Genomic DNA, 15,229 nt, shown 5'->3' with positions numbered 1-15,229 from the left:
CCTGGGCTCCCGCGGCGAAGGGTGAGGCGTTGCGGATCGTGCGGCTCGCCAACTTCGTGGCCCCCGCATCGGGCGGGCTGCGCACCGCGCTGCGCGAGCTGGGCAAGGGCTACCGGGCGGCGGGACACGAGTCCGTCCTGATCGTGCCCGGTGAGCGGGCGGACGACCGGGAGACCGAGCAGGGCCGGGTGATCACCCTGCCCGGGCCGCTGCTGCCGGGTACCGGCGGCTACCGCGTACTCACCGACAAGCGGCGCGTCGCCCGCCTGCTGGAGGACCTCGCCCCGGACCGCCTGGAGGTCTGCGACCGTACGACGCTGCGGTGGACCGGCAGATGGGCGCGGCGGGCCCGGGTGCCCGCGGTGATGGTCTCCCACGAGACCGCCGACGGCGTGCTGCGCACCTGGGGCCTGCCGGAGCCGGCCGCCCGGCGGGCCGCCGACGCGCTCAACATCCGTACGGCGCACACGTACGCGCGCGTGGTCTGCACGACCGAGTTCGCCGAGCGGGAGTTCGTACGGATCGGCGCCCGGAACGTGGTGCGGGCACCGCTCGGCGTCGACCTGGCCGAACGGCACCCCTCGCTCTACGACGCCGGGCTGCGGGCCCGCCACGCGCGCGAGGACGAGGTCCTGCTGGTGACGTGCACCCGGCTGTCCGTGGAGAAGCGGCCCGCGACGGCACTGGACGCCCTGGAGGCGCTGGTGCGGCGGGGCGTGCGGGCGCGGCTGCTCGTCGCCGGGGACGGGCCGCTGCGGGCCCGGCTCGCACAACGCGCACGGGAACGGGCACTGCCCGTGACCTTCCTCGGGCACGTCACCGACCGGGACGCGCTGGGCGCGCTCCAGGCCTGCGCCGACGTCTGCCTGGCCCCGGGGCCGGCGGAGACGTTCGGCCTGGCCGCGCTGGAGGCGCTGGCCTGCGGGACGCCGGTGGTCGTGAGCGCCTCGTCCGCCCTGCCGGAGGTCATCGGCGGCGCGGGGGCCGTCGCCGCCGACCGCGGAGAGGCGTTCGCCGACGCGGTGGAGTGCCTTCTCGCGCGTCCGGAGGGGGAGCGGCGCGAGAGCGCCCGCGCGCGGGCGGAGTGTTTCGGGTGGGGAACGGCGGTGGAGGCGTTCCTGGCGGCACACGACGCGACGGTGCCGTCCCGTCCCGACGCGACCGGTGTGTCGACGCCGACCCGTCCCTTCGTCTCCGGAGGGCTCGGATGAGACCCGTGCGGTTCGTCGCGCTCGGGGACTCGCTCACCGAAGGCGTGGGGGATCCCGTGGGGGAGGGGTGGCGCGGCTGGGCCGCGCTGCTCGCCGACGGGCTCGCCGAGAAGCCGGCGGTGTCTGTGGGGTCTGTGGGGTCTGTGGGGTCTGTGGGGTCTGTGGGGTCCAAAAGGTCCGAGGAGTCCGAGGGGTCCGAAGGATCCGAGGGTTCCGTGGAGCCCGTGGAGTCGTCCGTGGAGTTCACCAACCTCGCGGTGAGCGGCGCGCAGACGCGGGACGTGCTGGAACGGCAGCTCCCGGCCGGCCTGGAGCTGCGGCCCGACGTCGTGTCCGTCGTCGTCGGCGTCAACGACACCCTGCGCTGCACCTTCGACATCCACGCCGTGGCCACCCGGCTCGACGCGGTGTACAGCGCGTTCACCGAGCAGGGCGCCGTCCTGCTCACCGCCTGCCTGCCCGACCCGGGCGCGATGCTCGGGCTGCCGGGAGCGCTCGCCCGCCCGCTGGCCCGGCGGCAGCGCGCGGTCAACGCGGTCGTCCACGCGCTGTCCGACCGGTACGGGGCCGTCCATCTGCACGCCTCGGAGGGCGCCTGGCTCACCGACCGGGCCATGTGGAGCGCGGACCGGCTCCACCCCGGCGAGCGGGGGCACCGGCAGCTGGCCGTGCGTTTCCACGCGCAACTGGCGCGGGCGGGCCTCGCCACCGGGACCCCGCCCTCGCCGGAGCCGGAGTTCCCGGCGCCCGCCAGGTCGGCGAGCCTGTGGTGGCTGGCGACCGCCGGCACCGGCTGGGTGGCCCGGCGCTGCACCGACCTGCTGCCGCAGCTGCTCACCCTGGCCGCCGACGAGCTGCGCCACCGCGCCCGGGGCACCAGCGCCCGCCTCGACCTGCGGGCCACCGCGGCGGTGTCCGCGGCGCTGGCCGCGCTCTCGGTGGCGGAGCGGCAGCCGGACGCCGCCTAGGGCCTTTCTTTCGGATCAGGCCGGCTCCGGTCCGCGGGAGTTGGCGGCGCGGCTGTGCGTGCCAGGCCCCGCGACCCCGGCAAGATCCGAAAGAGAGGCCCTAGGTGCGCTCGCGCCATGTCCCGTCCGTCCGGCCGGTATGCGGGGGCCGGCGTCGCCGTACCGCCACGAAGCGGACCGGGGTGCCCGGGACCGCCTGGGCGGCGGCCGCGAGGTCGGCCGGGCGGACGATCCCGATCACCGGGTAGCCCCCGGTGGTCGGGTGGTCCGCCAGGAAGACGACGGGTCTGCCGTCGGGCGGCACCTGGACGGCGCCCAGGACCATGCCCTCGCTCGCCAGCTCCCCGGTCAGGGCCCGCTCCAGGGCGGGCCCCTCCGTGCGCAGCCCGATGCGGTTGCTCGCCGGGGACACGCGGTACGCGCGTGCGGTGAAGGCATGGACCGCCGCCGCGGTGAACCAGTCGTCGCGCGGTCCGAGGGTGACCCGCAGGACGAGCTCGGCGGGCGGCGCCGGCTGCGGGGCCACGTCCACGCGCGTGTGCAGGGCCGGCGCGGGGCCCAGAGGGAGGACCGCGCCGTGGGCGAGGGGCACCGGGCCGAGGCCCGAGAGCAGGTCGGTGGAGCGGCTGCCGAGGACCGGTTCCACCGCGATCCCGCCGCCCACGGCGACGTACGTACGCAGTCCGGACAGTGCCGATCCTATGTCCAGGACCCTCCCGGCGGGCACGCGCACGGGTGCGCCCCAGGGGGCCGGGCGGCCGTCCACGCTCACCGGGCAGGGCGCCCCGCCGACCGCCACCGTCACGTCGCAGCGCGGCCTGAGGGCACAGCCGGTCACCGTGGTCTCCAGGACGGCCGCGTCGGGCGGGTTGCCGACCAGCCGGTTGACCAGGGCCGCCGCCGGGGCGTCCAGCGCGCCGGAGCGGGGCACGCCGAGGTGGGCGTGTCCCGGACGCCCCCGGTCCTGCACGGTGGTCAGCGCCCCGGCGCGGACCACGGCGAGTGCGCGGTCGCTCATCCGGTGCCTCCCGGTCCCCGCGTGGCCGGCGGCACGGCTGTCGAGGGTCCGGCCACCGGGACGAACCGTACGCGCGTGCCCGGCGACAGCAGCGCGGCCGGCACGCGCGCGTGGTTCCACAGCACCGCGTCCGTGGTGCCGATCAGCTGCCAGCCGCCCGGCGACGCACGCGGGTACACGCCCGTGTACGGCCCCGCCAGCGCCACCGAGCCGGCCGGCACGGAGGTGCGCGGGGTGGCCCGGCGCGGCACGTCGTAGCGCGCGGGCAGGCCGGTGAGGTAGCCGAAGCCCGGCGCGAAACCGCAGAAGGCGACCCGGAACTCGGTGGCCGCGTGGATGCGGGCCACCTCCTGCTCCGGGACACCCCAGTGCGCGGCGACGTCGGCCAGGTCGGGGCCGTCGTAGCGCACCGGCAGTTCGATCACCTCGCCCGCCTGTGCTGAGGCGGGCGGGATCTCGGCCCCGGTCAGTTCGGAAGTCCAACGGGCCGGGTCGGCGAGGCCGTCCAGCAGGACCGTGCGGGCCGCCGGGACGATCTCGCGGACGCCGAGCAGGCCCGCCGCACGGCGGCGCAGCAGCTCCGCGTGCAGCGCCTCGGCCTCCGCGCCCGACGTCACCTCGACGAGCAGGGCGTCGTCGCCGACGGGCAGGACGCGCCTGCTCATACGAACGCCTCCACCTGTACGCCCGACTCCTCCAGGCCGCGCCGGACCCGGCGGGCCAGCTCCACCGCGCCGGGCGTGTCGCCGTGCAGGCACAGGGAACGCGCGCGTACCGCGAGCGACGAGCCCGCGCGGGAGGTGACCGTACCGGTGCGGGCCAGGCGCACCGAGCGCTCCACGACGGCGTCCGGATCGGTCACGACCGCCCCGTCCTCCGAGCGCGGCACCAGCGTGCCCTGCTCGGTGTACGCGCGGTCCGCGAACGCCTCCGGGACGGCCGGCAGCCCCGCCTTCCCGGCCAGCGCCAGCAGACGTGAGCCGGGCAGCCCCAGCACGGGCAGGGTGGCGTCGGCGAGGAGCACCCCGTCCACCACCGCGGCGGCCTGCCGCTCGTCGTGCACGACCCGGTTGTAGAGCGCGCCGTGCGGCTTGACGTACGCCACGCGTGCGCCCGCCGCCCGGGCGAAGACCTCCAGGGCACCGATCTGGTACGCCACCTCGGCGGCCAGTTCGGCGGGCGGCACGTCCATCGCGCGCCGCCCGAACCCCGCCAGGTCCCGGTAGGACACCTGCGCGCCGATCGTCACGCCGCGCTCGGCCGCCAGCTCGCACACCCGGCGCATGGTGACCGGGTCCCCGGCGTGGAACCCGCAGGCCACGTTGGCGCTCGTCACGACGGACAGCAGCTGTTCGTCGTCGGTGAGCCGCCAGCGGCCGAAGCCCTCGCCGAGGTCGGCGTTCAGATCGATGGTGCTCATGAATCCCAAGTGTCTCCTGCTCAGGCCACGCGGTACTGCTCGTCGCGGGCGTCGGTGAGGAACATCTGCCCCGGGGCGTGGGTGAGGGCGAACGGCGGGCGCGAGGCCATCACGGCGGCCTGCGGGGTCACACCGCAGGCCCAGAACACCGGGATGTCGTCCGGCTCGGCGTCCACCGGATCGCCGAAGTCGGGCCGGCCGAGGTCGTCGATGCCCAGTCCCGACGGATCGCCGCAGTGTACGGGGCTGCCGTGCACCGCCGGGAGCAGACCGCTCTCCCGGATGGCGGCCGCCAGGTGCACCGGCGGCACCGGGCGCATGGACACCACCATCGGCCCGTGCAGCCGTCCCGCCGGCCTGCACTGACGGTTCGTCACGTACATCGGGACGTTGCGCCCCTGCTCGACATGGCGGATCGGGACGCCCGCCCCGGCCAGCGCCCACTCGAAGGTGAAGCTGCATCCGATCAGGAACGACACCAGGTCCTCGCGCCAGTACGCGCGCGCGTCGGTCGGCTCGTCCACCAGCTCGCCGTGCTCCCACACCCGGTAGCGCGGCAGATCGGTGCGCAGGTCGGCCCCCTCGGCCAGCACGGTCGTCCAGGAACCGGCGTCGGTGACGTCGAGCACCGGACACGGCTTCGGGTTGCGCTGGCAGAACAGGAGCATCTCGTACGCCCAGTCGGCGGGCACCGAGATCAGGTTGACCTGGGTGTGGCCCGCCGAGACCCCGGCCGTGGGGCCCGCGAGGCCCGCCCGGAAGCGGGCCCGGGCGCTCACGGGGCTCCACGCGTGCGCGTGGCCGTCGACGAGGGTCAGGGGACGGTCCTCGACGACGGGCGACGGACGGTGTCCGTCCAGGTGTCCGCCGAGAGGCGAAGGACCGTCTTCGGCGAGGGCGGACGGGCGGCGTTCGGTGAGGGCCGGCCGGCGGTCCTCGGTGGGGGCGGGGGCCGGACGGTTCACTCGAGCTCCTTGCCGCGCGTCTCCGGCAGCCCCAGCAGTGCCAGGGCGGCGATTGCGTAGCCGATCGCGCCGAAGACCAGCGCGCCGCCCACACCCCAGCTGTCGGCCAGGAAGCCGACCGTGGTGGGGAAGACGGCGCCCACGGCGCGGCCGGTGTTGTACGTGAAGCCCTGCCCGGTGCCGCGCACGGCCGTCGGGTACAGCTCGCTCAGATAGGACCCGAAGCCGCTGAAGATGGCCGACATGCAGAACCCGAGCGGGAAGCCGAGCACGAGCAGCAGGGCGTTGGCGCCGTCCGGGATGTTCGCGTACGCCAGGATGCAGACCGCCGACAGCAGGGCGAAGAGCCAGATGTTGCGGCGCCGGCCCAGCCGGTCGGTGAGGTGGCCGCCGGTCAGATAGCCGAGGAAGGCGCCCGAGATCAGGAACGTCAGATAGCCGCCGGTGCCGACCACGGACAGACCGCGTTCCGACTTCAGATACGTCGGCACCCAGGTCGCCAGGGTGTAGTAGCCGCCCTGGACGCCGGTCGACAGCAGCGCGGCGAAGAACGTCGTCCGCAGCAGCCGGCCCTTGAAGATCGCCGGGAACGAGCCCTTCCCGGCGTTCCGCTCGCGTGCGGCCTCGGCCGTGGGGGCGTCCTTCACCCGGCGCCGCATCCACACCACGAGCAGCGCGGGCAGGGCGCCCGTCCAGAACATCACGCGCCAGGCCACGTCGTCGCCGAAGACCGAGAAGACCAGCGTGTACACGATCGCCGCGAGGCCCCAGCCGACCGCCCAGGAACTCTGGACGGCGCCCATGGTGCGGCCCCGGTGCCGGGCGTCGGCGTACTCGGCGACCAGGATCGCGCCGACCGCCCACTCGCCGCCGAAGCCGAGCCCCTGGAGGGCCCGGAAGACCAGCAGCGTCTCGTAGTTCGGCGCGAAGCCGCAGGCGACGGTGAACACGGCGTACGTGATCACCGTGATCATCAGGGCCCTGACCCGGCCGATCCGGTCCGCCAGCACGCCCGCGACGGCGCCGCCGACCGCCGAGACGACCAGGGTGACGGTGGTGAACAGGCCGGTCTGGCCGCTGTCCAGGCCGAAGTACGCGGCCAGCGCGACCATGCTCAGGGGCAGCGTGAAGTAGTCGTAGGAGTCGAGGGCGTAGCCGCCGAAGGCGCCGGCGAAGGCGCGGCGGCCGCGCGGGCCGAGGGCCCGCAGCCAGGCGAACGCCCCGTCGTCGGGGAGGTGCTCGGCGGAGGAGGGGCGCGGGTCGGCGGTGGCGGTCCGCGGTGGAGGAGTCGTGCTCATCGGGCACCTCGCAGAGGGATGACGGAGGGTGCTGGGACTGAGCCGTGCTGGGACTGAGCCGTGCTGTGCCGTGCCGTGCGGGAGCGGGTGCGGGGGCGCCGCGGTGGGGACGGGGCGGCGCCTGTGTCAGCAAGGTAGAGGATCGTTGAACGATCCTTCAATACCCGTGTTGTTTCGTTCTCGTGCCTGCGATTGAATTCCGGGCATGGCAGAGCAGCTGGCGGGACTGGCCGACGACCGCGCCCTCCTGGGCCGCACGAGCACGGCCGAGCGGGTTTCGGACATCCTCAGGGGCCGGATCGCCGAGGGGTACTTCCCGCCGGGAACCCGGCTGTCGGAGGACGGCATCGGCGGGGCGCTCGGTGTGTCCCGCAACACCCTCCGCGAGGCGTTCCGGCTGCTCACGCACGAGCGCCTGCTCGTCCACGAACTGAACCGGGGTGTCTTCGTCCGGGTCCTGACCATCGAGGACGTCGAGGACATCTACCGCACCCGCATCCTCGTCGAGTGCGCCGTCGTCCGAGGCCTCGGAGAGCCGCCGTACGCGCTCGACGGGCTCGCCGAGGCCGTCGAGGAGGGGCTGCGGGCTACGCGCGAAGGCGACTGGAAAACGCTGGGCACCGCCAACATCCACTTCCACCGGGCGCTGGTCGCCCTGGCCGGAAGCGATCGCACCGACGAGCTGATGCGCAGCGTCTTCGCCGAGCTGCGCCTCGCCTTCCACGTCGTCGACGATCCGCGCCGGCTGCACGAGCCCTACCTCGCCCGCAACCGGCAGATCCTCCAGACGCTCCGCGCGGGCGACCGGACGGAGGCCGAGCGGCTGCTGGCCGGGTACCTGGGCGACTCGCTGGAGCGGGTGGTGGAGGCCTACCGGCGCCGGGTCGGGGACGACCTCACCGGCGGCTGAGACCGCCCGAGCCCGCGGCAGGGTCCGCCGGAGGCCGCGGCAGGGACCGCCCGATCCCGCGGCAGGGTCCGCCGGAGGCCGCGGCAGGGTCCGCCGGAGGCCGCGGCAGGGTCCGCCCCGGGCGATCTTCTCGCGCCGTCCTGACGGTGATCGCAACTCCGGTCGTTTGGGTCGATGTCAGACCGAGGACCTAGTCTGTGCACCGTGACTTCGCCTGCTTCGACGGACCGTGTTCCGCCCCAGCTCAGCGCGGGGCCGCGCCCGGCTCCGGGCCCGGCCGCCGACGAGGGGCTGGCGCGGCGGCTGCGCGCGCTCGCCTGCACGGCACCGCTGCACGACCTCGACGCGCGCAAGGCGAACCTCGCCGGCGAGTACTCGGTGTACGGCATGGCGGAGATCGCCCTCGCCGCCATCGACCTGGTCACACTCAACATGGACTTCGACACCGGCGCCGACCACGACCAGATCGTCGCCCGGCTCATCCCCCGCATCGCCGCACAGGCGCCCCGCCGGCCCGTCGCCGAGCACGAGCGGGTGGCCGGCTGGGTCCTGGAGAACCTCATCAACGTCGGCAGCGTCGACCGTGGCTTCCGCGCGGTCTACGGCACCTTCGCGGCCGACGGCACCTATGTCCGCCGGGACTACGACTTCAAGCTGGTCGAGGAGGTCCCCGGCCACGACGGCACGGTCTATCTCCGCACGACCGACGAGGCGGTCAACGTCCTCGTCGGCGCCCTCGACACCGACGTCACCAGCGCGCAGATCGCCGCCGAGGTCAAGCTGGAGGTCCTCATCCGGCGCGGGCGCCTCGCCGACGCCCAGCTCGCCGCGGAACAGGCCCGCTACCGGACCGTGCAGTACTCCGAGACCCTCCGCCGGGCCCTGGAGGCCACCCGCCGCAACGTCCGCGCGGTGGACTGGCTCAACGCCGTCCCCGACATGATCGCCGAGGCCCTCGATCACGTCGCCGACCGCTACCGCCACGAGAACGCGATCCTCACCAACATCCGCAAGGCCCGCGACGAGATCGAGGACGCCGAGAACAAGCGCCGGGCCGCCGAGCTCGTCGACATCGTCAAGGACTGCATCCGCCGCCACACCCAGCTCCAGTCCCGCCTGCTGGAGGCCGGCCCGCTGTTCCGCGCCGAACAGGACCGCCAGGCCTTCGCCACGCCGATGACGTCCTCCGGGATCGACCTCTACGGCCACCTCGTCGCCCCCGTCCTGCCGTTGCCGCTGGAGCAGGCGACCCGGGTCACCGGCGCGTTCTTCGCCCGCGGGACCGGCCTGCGCACACCGGCCGCCGTGCGGATCGGCGACCTGGTCGACCTGCTGCTGACCCCGCCGGTGGAGCGCGAGCACCTCGGCGCGGAGATGCCCGAGCCCGACCTCATCGCCACCCCGGACGACAGCCGGTTCAGCGAGGAGCAGCTCGCGACGGCCAAGGATCTGCTCGACCTGCCCGCCGACGCGCCGCGCCGGCTGTCGGGGCTGCTGGAGGAGGCACGGGCCACGGGCGACGCCGATCTGGCCTACCTGGTCGCCCTGCTGGCCGTGCACGCCGCCAGCCCGCCCGTGGGCACCGCCTACCGCCAGGGCGAGGAGAAGCTGCTGTTCGCCGTGGACGACGGCACCGAACTGGACGACCCCGAGTTCGGCGGCGCCGACCTGATAGTGGGCACCGCCCTGCTCGACGCCGCGGGGATGGCGGCGGACCGTACGGAGGCGGCATGACCCGCCCCGTGAACCGAACCACCGCATCCGAGCACATTGAGGAGCCGAAACCGTGACCGAGCACGTCGACCGGAGTGAACCGGAGGCCCCCGCCCCGTCGGCGAGCGCCGCCGTCACCCCCGCCGACGCCGCGGACGCGGCGCGGCTCGTCGCCTTCGGGCTCCAGCCCAGACTCCAGCCCGCCCGCGACCAGGAGTACGCCGAGCTGCTGCGCCGCCACCGCGAGGACCCGGCGTTCGCGCGGCTCGCCGACGCGATCGCCGCCGGGCTCGGACTCGTCGTGCTGGAGGTGTCCCCGCGCGCGGGGATGGCCGTGACCGCCGCCGAGGACTCGGTGTTCGCCGTACGCATGGGCGACTACGCGCGTCGTACGTCCGCCGACGGCGGCGACCGCTTCCTGCACGGGCTCGCCCATCTCGCCGTCGCCGCGATGGCCTTCCCGCGCCCCGAGGACCTCGCCGACGACGGTTACATCGGGCGGGTCAGCGTCAACGGCGTCGACGCCTTCGTCCGGCAGGCCTGCCGCCGCCTGGAGGAGCGGGCCGAGGAACAGGGCGAGAACACCGACCCGGCCACCGACGCGCCGGGGCTTGAGGCCGCCTGGCGGATCTGGGCCAGACGCAGCGCCGCCGGCGCCACCAAGGACGCCCGCAGACTCGCCGGCTCGACCACCGGGATCGTCGGCAAGGCCGTCGCCTTCCTCACCGAGTCGGGTTTCCTCCAGCGGACCGGCGACGACAACGGCGGCACCTACCGCACCACGGCCCGCTACCAGCTCCAGGTACGGGACATGGCGGGCAGCGCCGCCCTGGCCGAGCTGCTGGAACTGGGCGTCGTCCCGGTCACCGACGGCACCCCGACGCTGCTGCCCCCCGAGGAGAGCGACGACCTGGACCTGGTGGCCGACGCCGGACTGCCGTTCCACTCCTGAACGACCCGCTCCCCTCCCGAACGCCTCGATCACCCCACTGATCCGCCAACCCACCGACCGATCCCCCCTCTGATCTGCCGAAGACTTACGAGAGTCCGCCATGTACGAGCTGTCCCGGGTCCGCCTCTACTCCATCGGTCCCGCCGGTGCGCGCTATGCCGACACCGTGCTTGACCTGCGGGGCGTCGGCGACGTCGTGCCCGACCCCGCCCCCATGCAGGCGGAGTTCTTCCAGGACGAGCCGGTCGGCCCGCCGCGCCGGCCCGCGCCCGCCGGCGTGCTCTTCCTGGAGAACGGCGGCGGCAAGTCCGTACTCCTGAAGCTGATCTTCTCGGTGATGCTCCCCGGCCACCGCAACACCCTCGGCGGCGCCAGCTCCGGCGTGCTGCGCAAGTTCCTGCTCGCCGACGACTGCGGACACGTGGCGCTGGAGTGGCAGCACGTACTCACCGGCGAGTGCGTCGTCGTCGGCAAGGCCAGCGAGTGGCGCGGCCGGCAGGTGTCCAACGACCCGCGGAAGTTCGCCGAGGCCTGGTACTCCTTCCGGCCCGGGCCCGGCCTCAGCCTGGACAACCTGCCCGTCGCCGAGTCCACCGCCGTACGCCCGCCCGTCGAGGGCGTCTCCGGGGCGCGGGGGCGCCGCCGCACCATGAAGGGGTTCCGGGACGCCCTGACCGACGCGGGGAAGGCGTACCCGCATCTGGAGGTGCACTGGGAGGAGATCCACGACCGCTGGATCGAACACCTCGGCGAGCTGGGCCTCGACCCCGAACTCTTCCGCTACCAGCGGGAGATGAACGCCGACGAGGGCGAGGCCGCCGGCCTCTTCGCCGTCAAGAAGGACTCCGACTTCACCGACCTGCTGCTGCGGGCGGTCACCGACACCCGGGACACCGACGGGCTCGCCGACCTCGTCGGCGGCTTCGGCAACAAACTGGGCCGGCGCGCCGAGCTGATCGCCGAACGGGACTTCACCGCCGGATCGGCGGACCTGCTCGGCCGGATCGTCGAGGCCGCCGAGACCCGCTCACGCGCGCGTGACGTCCACGCGGGCGCCGAACGCCGTACGCGCACGCTGGCCCGCCGGCTCTCCGCCCGGGCCGTGCGGGAACGCGCGCGGGCCACCGACCTCGCCCAGCGGGTCACGGCCGCCGCCTACGCCGTCACGCACTCCGAGGGAGCGCGCGAACGCAGCGCGCTGATCGCCGCCGAACTCGCCTACCGGCACGCCTCACTGGCGCTCGCCGCCACCGAGAAGTCCGCCGCCGCCCAGAAGCGCGAACTCGCCGACGCGCGCACCCTGCACTCCGCCTGGCAGGCCGCCGAGGTCGTGCTGCGCCACCGCGCCGCCGCCGACCGGGTCGCCCGCGTGTCCGCCGCCATCCAGGAGGCCGAGCGGGACGCCGCCCCGGCCCTCGCCGCCCGCACCCGGGCCGCCGTCGACCTCGTCCGGGCCCTGCACGCCGCCGCCGAGAGCGCCGAGACCGTCGCCAACGAGGGGGAGGAGCGCTCCGCCGCCCTCCAGGAGGCCGGCGAGAGCGCGCACCGGGACTCCACGTCCGCCGCCACCGAGGCGCAGCGCGCCCGCAGCGAGATCGGCCACCTGCGCCAGCGCCTCGCCGAGGTCGAGCAGGAGACCGCCGAGGCCGTCCGCGCGGGCTGGCTGGACGACAGCGCGCCCGACGCCGACCCCGCGCGCGCGGCCCTCGCCGCCAGCGACGCCGAGAAGACCGCCGTGGCCGCCTGGGACACCGTCCGCGAGGAGTCGCGGCGGGCCACCGAGCACGCGCGCGAGGCCGCCTCCGCCGAGTCCCGCGCCGAACTGACCGCGGCCCGCGCGGCGGACGCGGCGACGGCCGCACACCGTTCCTACGAGGCCGAGCGACGGCTCGCCGAGAACCTGGCCGGCGAGGAGCGGCTCGTGGAGCTGCTCGGTCTGACCGGCCCCACGTCGCGCGGACCGATCCCGCAGCCCCGCCAGGAGGGCGACCCGGGCGAGGCGCTCCTCACCCCCGAGGACCTCGACCGCTGTGCCGACGAACTGCGCGAACTCCTCGACGACGCCGTCTCCTCCGCCGAACGCCAGCTCTTCGAGCTGCGTACGGCCGCCGCCGACGACTCCCGCATCCTCGGCGCCCTCGGCGACGGCGGACTGCTCCCGCCCGGCCCGGACGTCCTGGCCACCGTCGAGTTCCTCGGCGAGCACGGCATCCCCGCCCTGCCCGGCTGGCGCTACCTCGCCCAGGCCGTCGACCCCGCCGACCACGCGCGCGTGCTCGCCGCCCGCCCCGAGCTGGTCGACGGCGTGATCATCACCGACCCCGACTCGCACGCACGCGCACGTGAGGCGCTCAGCGAGGCCGCGCTGCTGCCGCGCTCCGCCGTCGCCGTCGGCACGGCCGCCGCCCTGCTCGCCCCGACCCCGGCCGCCGACGCCCACAGCGGTGACGTCTTCCTCGTCCCGCCGAACCCGGCCATGCACGACGAGCACGCCGCGGACGAGGAGCGGCAGGCGCTGCGCGCACGGGCGACCGAGCGGGACGAGGACATCCGCCGGCTCGCGGCCCGCCTCGGCAAGGACCGCGAACTGTCCGCACGGCTCGCGTCCTGGCGCACCGGCTGCCCCGCCGGGCGGCTCGCCGAACTGGCGCGGGCAGCCGCCGAGGCGCGCGCGTTCGCCGAGGAGTCCGAGGCCGAACTGGCCGAGGCGCGGACCGTGCGCGCGGAGACCGACGAGGCCGCCGCCGAGGCCGCGCAGGTGCGCGACGAGAAGCAGGAGGCCGCCCAGAAGGCCCGGCGCGCCGCCGACGCCCTCGCCGGGCTCGCCTTCCGGCTGCGCGAACGGGCCGGCTGGCAGGTCAAGCTGCGCGAACTCGCCGACGACGCCGCCGAGTCGGAAGCCCGCGCCCAGACCTGCCTGGAGCGGGCCCGCGCCGCCGACGAGGACCGCCGCGCCGCCCAGCGCGCCGCCGACGACGCCCGCCGCACCGCGCGTGCGCTGCGCGCCGAGCGCTCCGAGATCGCCGGCGCCCCCGACGACGTACCGGAGGCGGCGGCCGACGCGCCGGGGCCGTCGCTGCCCGCCCTGCGCGAGGCCCACCGGGCCGCCTCCCAGCTGTACGAGAAGGTCGGCGTCGGCGCCGATCTGCGGGCCGAGCAGGCGCGTGCGGAGAGCGACGAGAGCGCCGCCCGTGCCGAGCTGGACCGGCTCAGCAACAAGGTCCGCACCCGCGCGGAACAGCTGCTCCAGTCGCCCGACGGATCCGACGGGCCCTCCCGGCAGGCCGCCGCCGCCCGAGCGGAGGAGCTGGTGCAGCTCCTGGAGACCCGGATGTCCACCGCGAGCGAGCAGCTCGGACGGCTGCGCGGTGAGGCCGAGCGGCACGCCCCCGAGGACGGCGAGGCCCACACCGAGCTGTCCGAGGAACTCCAGCCGCGCGACGCCGAGCACGCACAGGTCCTGCTGCGCACGGCGACTGCCGAACTCGCCTCCCGCACCGAGGCGTTGGCCCAGGCCCGCGAGGCGCACGCCGAACTGCTCGACGCCCACCGCGCCGCCGAGGACGCGGCGGGCGGCTTCGACGAGATCGCCGCGATGCTGCGCGACCTGCTGCGCGAGCAGACCCGTGAGCACTCCGAGGAGGAGCAGGAGACGCCGGAGCCCTACCCCGGCACCCTGGAGGAGGCCCGCGGTTCGGCCGCCGAGACCCGCCGCTCCCTGCGCGGCTGCGCCGGCGACCTGTCCGCCGCCGAGTCCGCCGTCCGCGAGGCCGGTGACGTGCTCGTCCGGCACGCCAACTCCACCCGCTACGAGCAGGTCCGCACCCCTGCCCGGCAGCAGATCCGTGAACTGCCCGCCGCCGCGCTGCCCGAGCACGCGCAGAAGTGGGCGGACGCCTTCGCGCCCCGGCTGCGGGTGCTGACGGACGAACTGGCCCAGCTCGAACGCAACCGCGACTCGATCGTGGACCGGCTGCGGGGACTGGTCGAGTCCGCGCTCGCGACCCTCCGCTCGGCCCAGCGGCTGTCCCGGCTGCCCGAGGGACTCGGCGAATGGTCCGGCCAGGAGTTCCTGCGGATCCGCTTCGAGGAGCCCGACCAGGCCACCCTCACCGAGCGGCTCGGCGAGGTCATCGACGAGGCCACCCGCGCGGCCGTCAAGAAGAACTCCGACCTGCGGCGCGACGGCATGTCGCTGCTGCTGCGCGGGGTCGGGGCCGCGCTCCAGCCCAAGGGCGTCGCCGTCGAGATCCTCAAGCCGGACGCCGTGCTGCGCGCCGAGCGTGTGCCCGTCGGGCAGATGGGCGACGTGTTCTCCGGCGGCCAGCTGCTCACCGCCGCCATCGCCCTGTACTGCACGATGGCCGCCCTGCGCTCGAACGACCGGGGCCGGGACAAGCACCGGCACGCCGGCACCCTGTTCCTCGACAACCCCATCGGCCGCGCCAACGCGACGTATCTGCTGGAGCTCCAGCGGGCCGTGTCGGACGCCCTCGGTGTCCAGCTCCTGTACACCACCGGCCTGTTCGACACGACGGCGCTCGCCGAGTTCCCGCTGGTCATCCGGCTGCGCAACGACGCCGACCTCAGGGCCGGTCTGAAGTACATCAGCGTGGAGGAACACCTGCGCCCGGGACTGCCCCAGCAGCCCCAGGCGGGGGAGGCGGGACACAGCGAGATCACCGCGACGCGGATGTACAAGCGACCGGCGCCGAGCGCGTCCTGACCGGGCGCGGGCAGCCGCTCATGAGCGGCTGCCCTCCTCGGCGGGCCC

At 75.1% G+C, this 15,229-nt stretch carries 11 protein-coding genes; 6 read left to right on the top strand and 5 right to left on the bottom strand.

Annotated elements, in window-relative coordinates; all coding sequences use genetic code 11:
• Positions 1–29 precede the first annotated feature (29 nt).
• Positions 30–1,211 (top strand): glycosyltransferase, encoded by a 1,182-nt coding sequence (locus tag IE275_RS11655; RefSeq protein WP_229870208.1) that lies wholly within the window; start codon positions 30–32, stop codon positions 1,209–1,211.
• Positions 1,208–2,179, top strand: coding sequence for an SGNH/GDSL hydrolase family protein (locus tag IE275_RS11650; protein WP_189710584.1), 972 nt, complete (start codon positions 1,208–1,210; stop codon positions 2,177–2,179). Before IE275_RS11655 ends, IE275_RS11650 begins: the two co-directional genes overlap by 4 nt.
• A 100-nt stretch (positions 2,180–2,279) precedes the next feature.
• Here the strand turns inward: IE275_RS11650 and IE275_RS11645 are convergent, their stop codons facing one another.
• The 5 genes from IE275_RS11645 to IE275_RS11625 form a co-directional block, all read right to left on the bottom strand.
• Complete coding sequence (locus IE275_RS11645) at positions 2,280–3,197, bottom strand: 5-oxoprolinase subunit C family protein (protein ID WP_189710582.1); 918 nt, start codon at positions 3,195–3,197, stop codon at positions 2,280–2,282.
• A complete protein-coding gene (locus IE275_RS11640) occupies positions 3,194–3,862 on the bottom strand; it encodes a 5-oxoprolinase subunit B family protein (RefSeq protein ID WP_189710580.1) in 669 nt (222 codons plus the stop codon). The genes IE275_RS11645 and IE275_RS11640 overlap by 4 nt, the downstream gene beginning before the upstream one ends.
• Positions 3,859–4,617: a LamB/YcsF family protein gene (locus tag IE275_RS11635; RefSeq protein WP_189710578.1), complete on the bottom strand. Its 759-nt coding sequence runs from the start codon at positions 4,615–4,617 to the stop codon at positions 3,859–3,861. Before IE275_RS11635 ends, IE275_RS11640 begins: the two co-directional genes overlap by 4 nt.
• A 20-nt stretch (positions 4,618–4,637) precedes the next feature.
• The gene (locus IE275_RS11630) at positions 4,638–5,477 is read right to left on the bottom strand and encodes a putative hydro-lyase (RefSeq protein ID WP_189711110.1); all 840 of its coding nucleotides are present in this window, start codon (positions 5,475–5,477) and stop codon (positions 4,638–4,640) included.
• A gap of 101 nt (positions 5,478–5,578) precedes the next feature.
• Positions 5,579–6,880: an MFS transporter gene (locus tag IE275_RS11625; RefSeq protein WP_189710576.1), complete on the bottom strand. Its 1,302-nt coding sequence runs from the start codon at positions 6,878–6,880 to the stop codon at positions 5,579–5,581.
• 205 nt (positions 6,881–7,085) lie between these two features.
• On the opposite strand from IE275_RS11625, the gene IE275_RS11620 reads away from it, so the two are divergent.
• The 4 genes from IE275_RS11620 to IE275_RS11605 all read left to right on the top strand — a co-directional run bounded on the left by IE275_RS11620 (position 7,086) and on the right by IE275_RS11605 (position 15,181).
• Positions 7,086–7,790 carry a GntR family transcriptional regulator gene (locus IE275_RS11620; RefSeq protein WP_189710574.1) on the top strand — a complete coding sequence of 235 codons (705 nt, stop codon included), beginning with the start codon at positions 7,086–7,088 and terminating at the stop codon, positions 7,788–7,790.
• A gap of 204 nt (positions 7,791–7,994) precedes the next feature.
• Positions 7,995–9,524 (top strand): hypothetical protein, encoded by a 1,530-nt coding sequence (locus IE275_RS11615; protein WP_189710572.1) that lies wholly within the window; start codon positions 7,995–7,997, stop codon positions 9,522–9,524.
• A gap of 52 nt (positions 9,525–9,576) precedes the next feature.
• Positions 9,577–10,455: a hypothetical protein gene (locus IE275_RS11610; RefSeq protein WP_189710570.1), complete on the top strand. Its 879-nt coding sequence runs from the start codon at positions 9,577–9,579 to the stop codon at positions 10,453–10,455.
• Between the two features lie 100 nt (positions 10,456–10,555).
• The gene (locus IE275_RS11605) at positions 10,556–15,181 is read left to right on the top strand and encodes a coiled-coil domain-containing protein (RefSeq protein ID WP_189710568.1); all 4,626 of its coding nucleotides are present in this window, start codon (positions 10,556–10,558) and stop codon (positions 15,179–15,181) included.
• The last annotated feature ends 48 nt before the right edge of the window (positions 15,182–15,229 follow it).

The organism is Streptomyces phaeofaciens, from assembly GCF_014648915.1.
GTDB lineage: Bacteria > Actinomycetota > Actinomycetes > Streptomycetales > Streptomycetaceae > Streptomyces > Streptomyces phaeofaciens.
The sequence above is the reverse complement of the archived record's forward strand: the minus strand, read 5'-3'. Positions and strand labels throughout refer to the sequence as shown.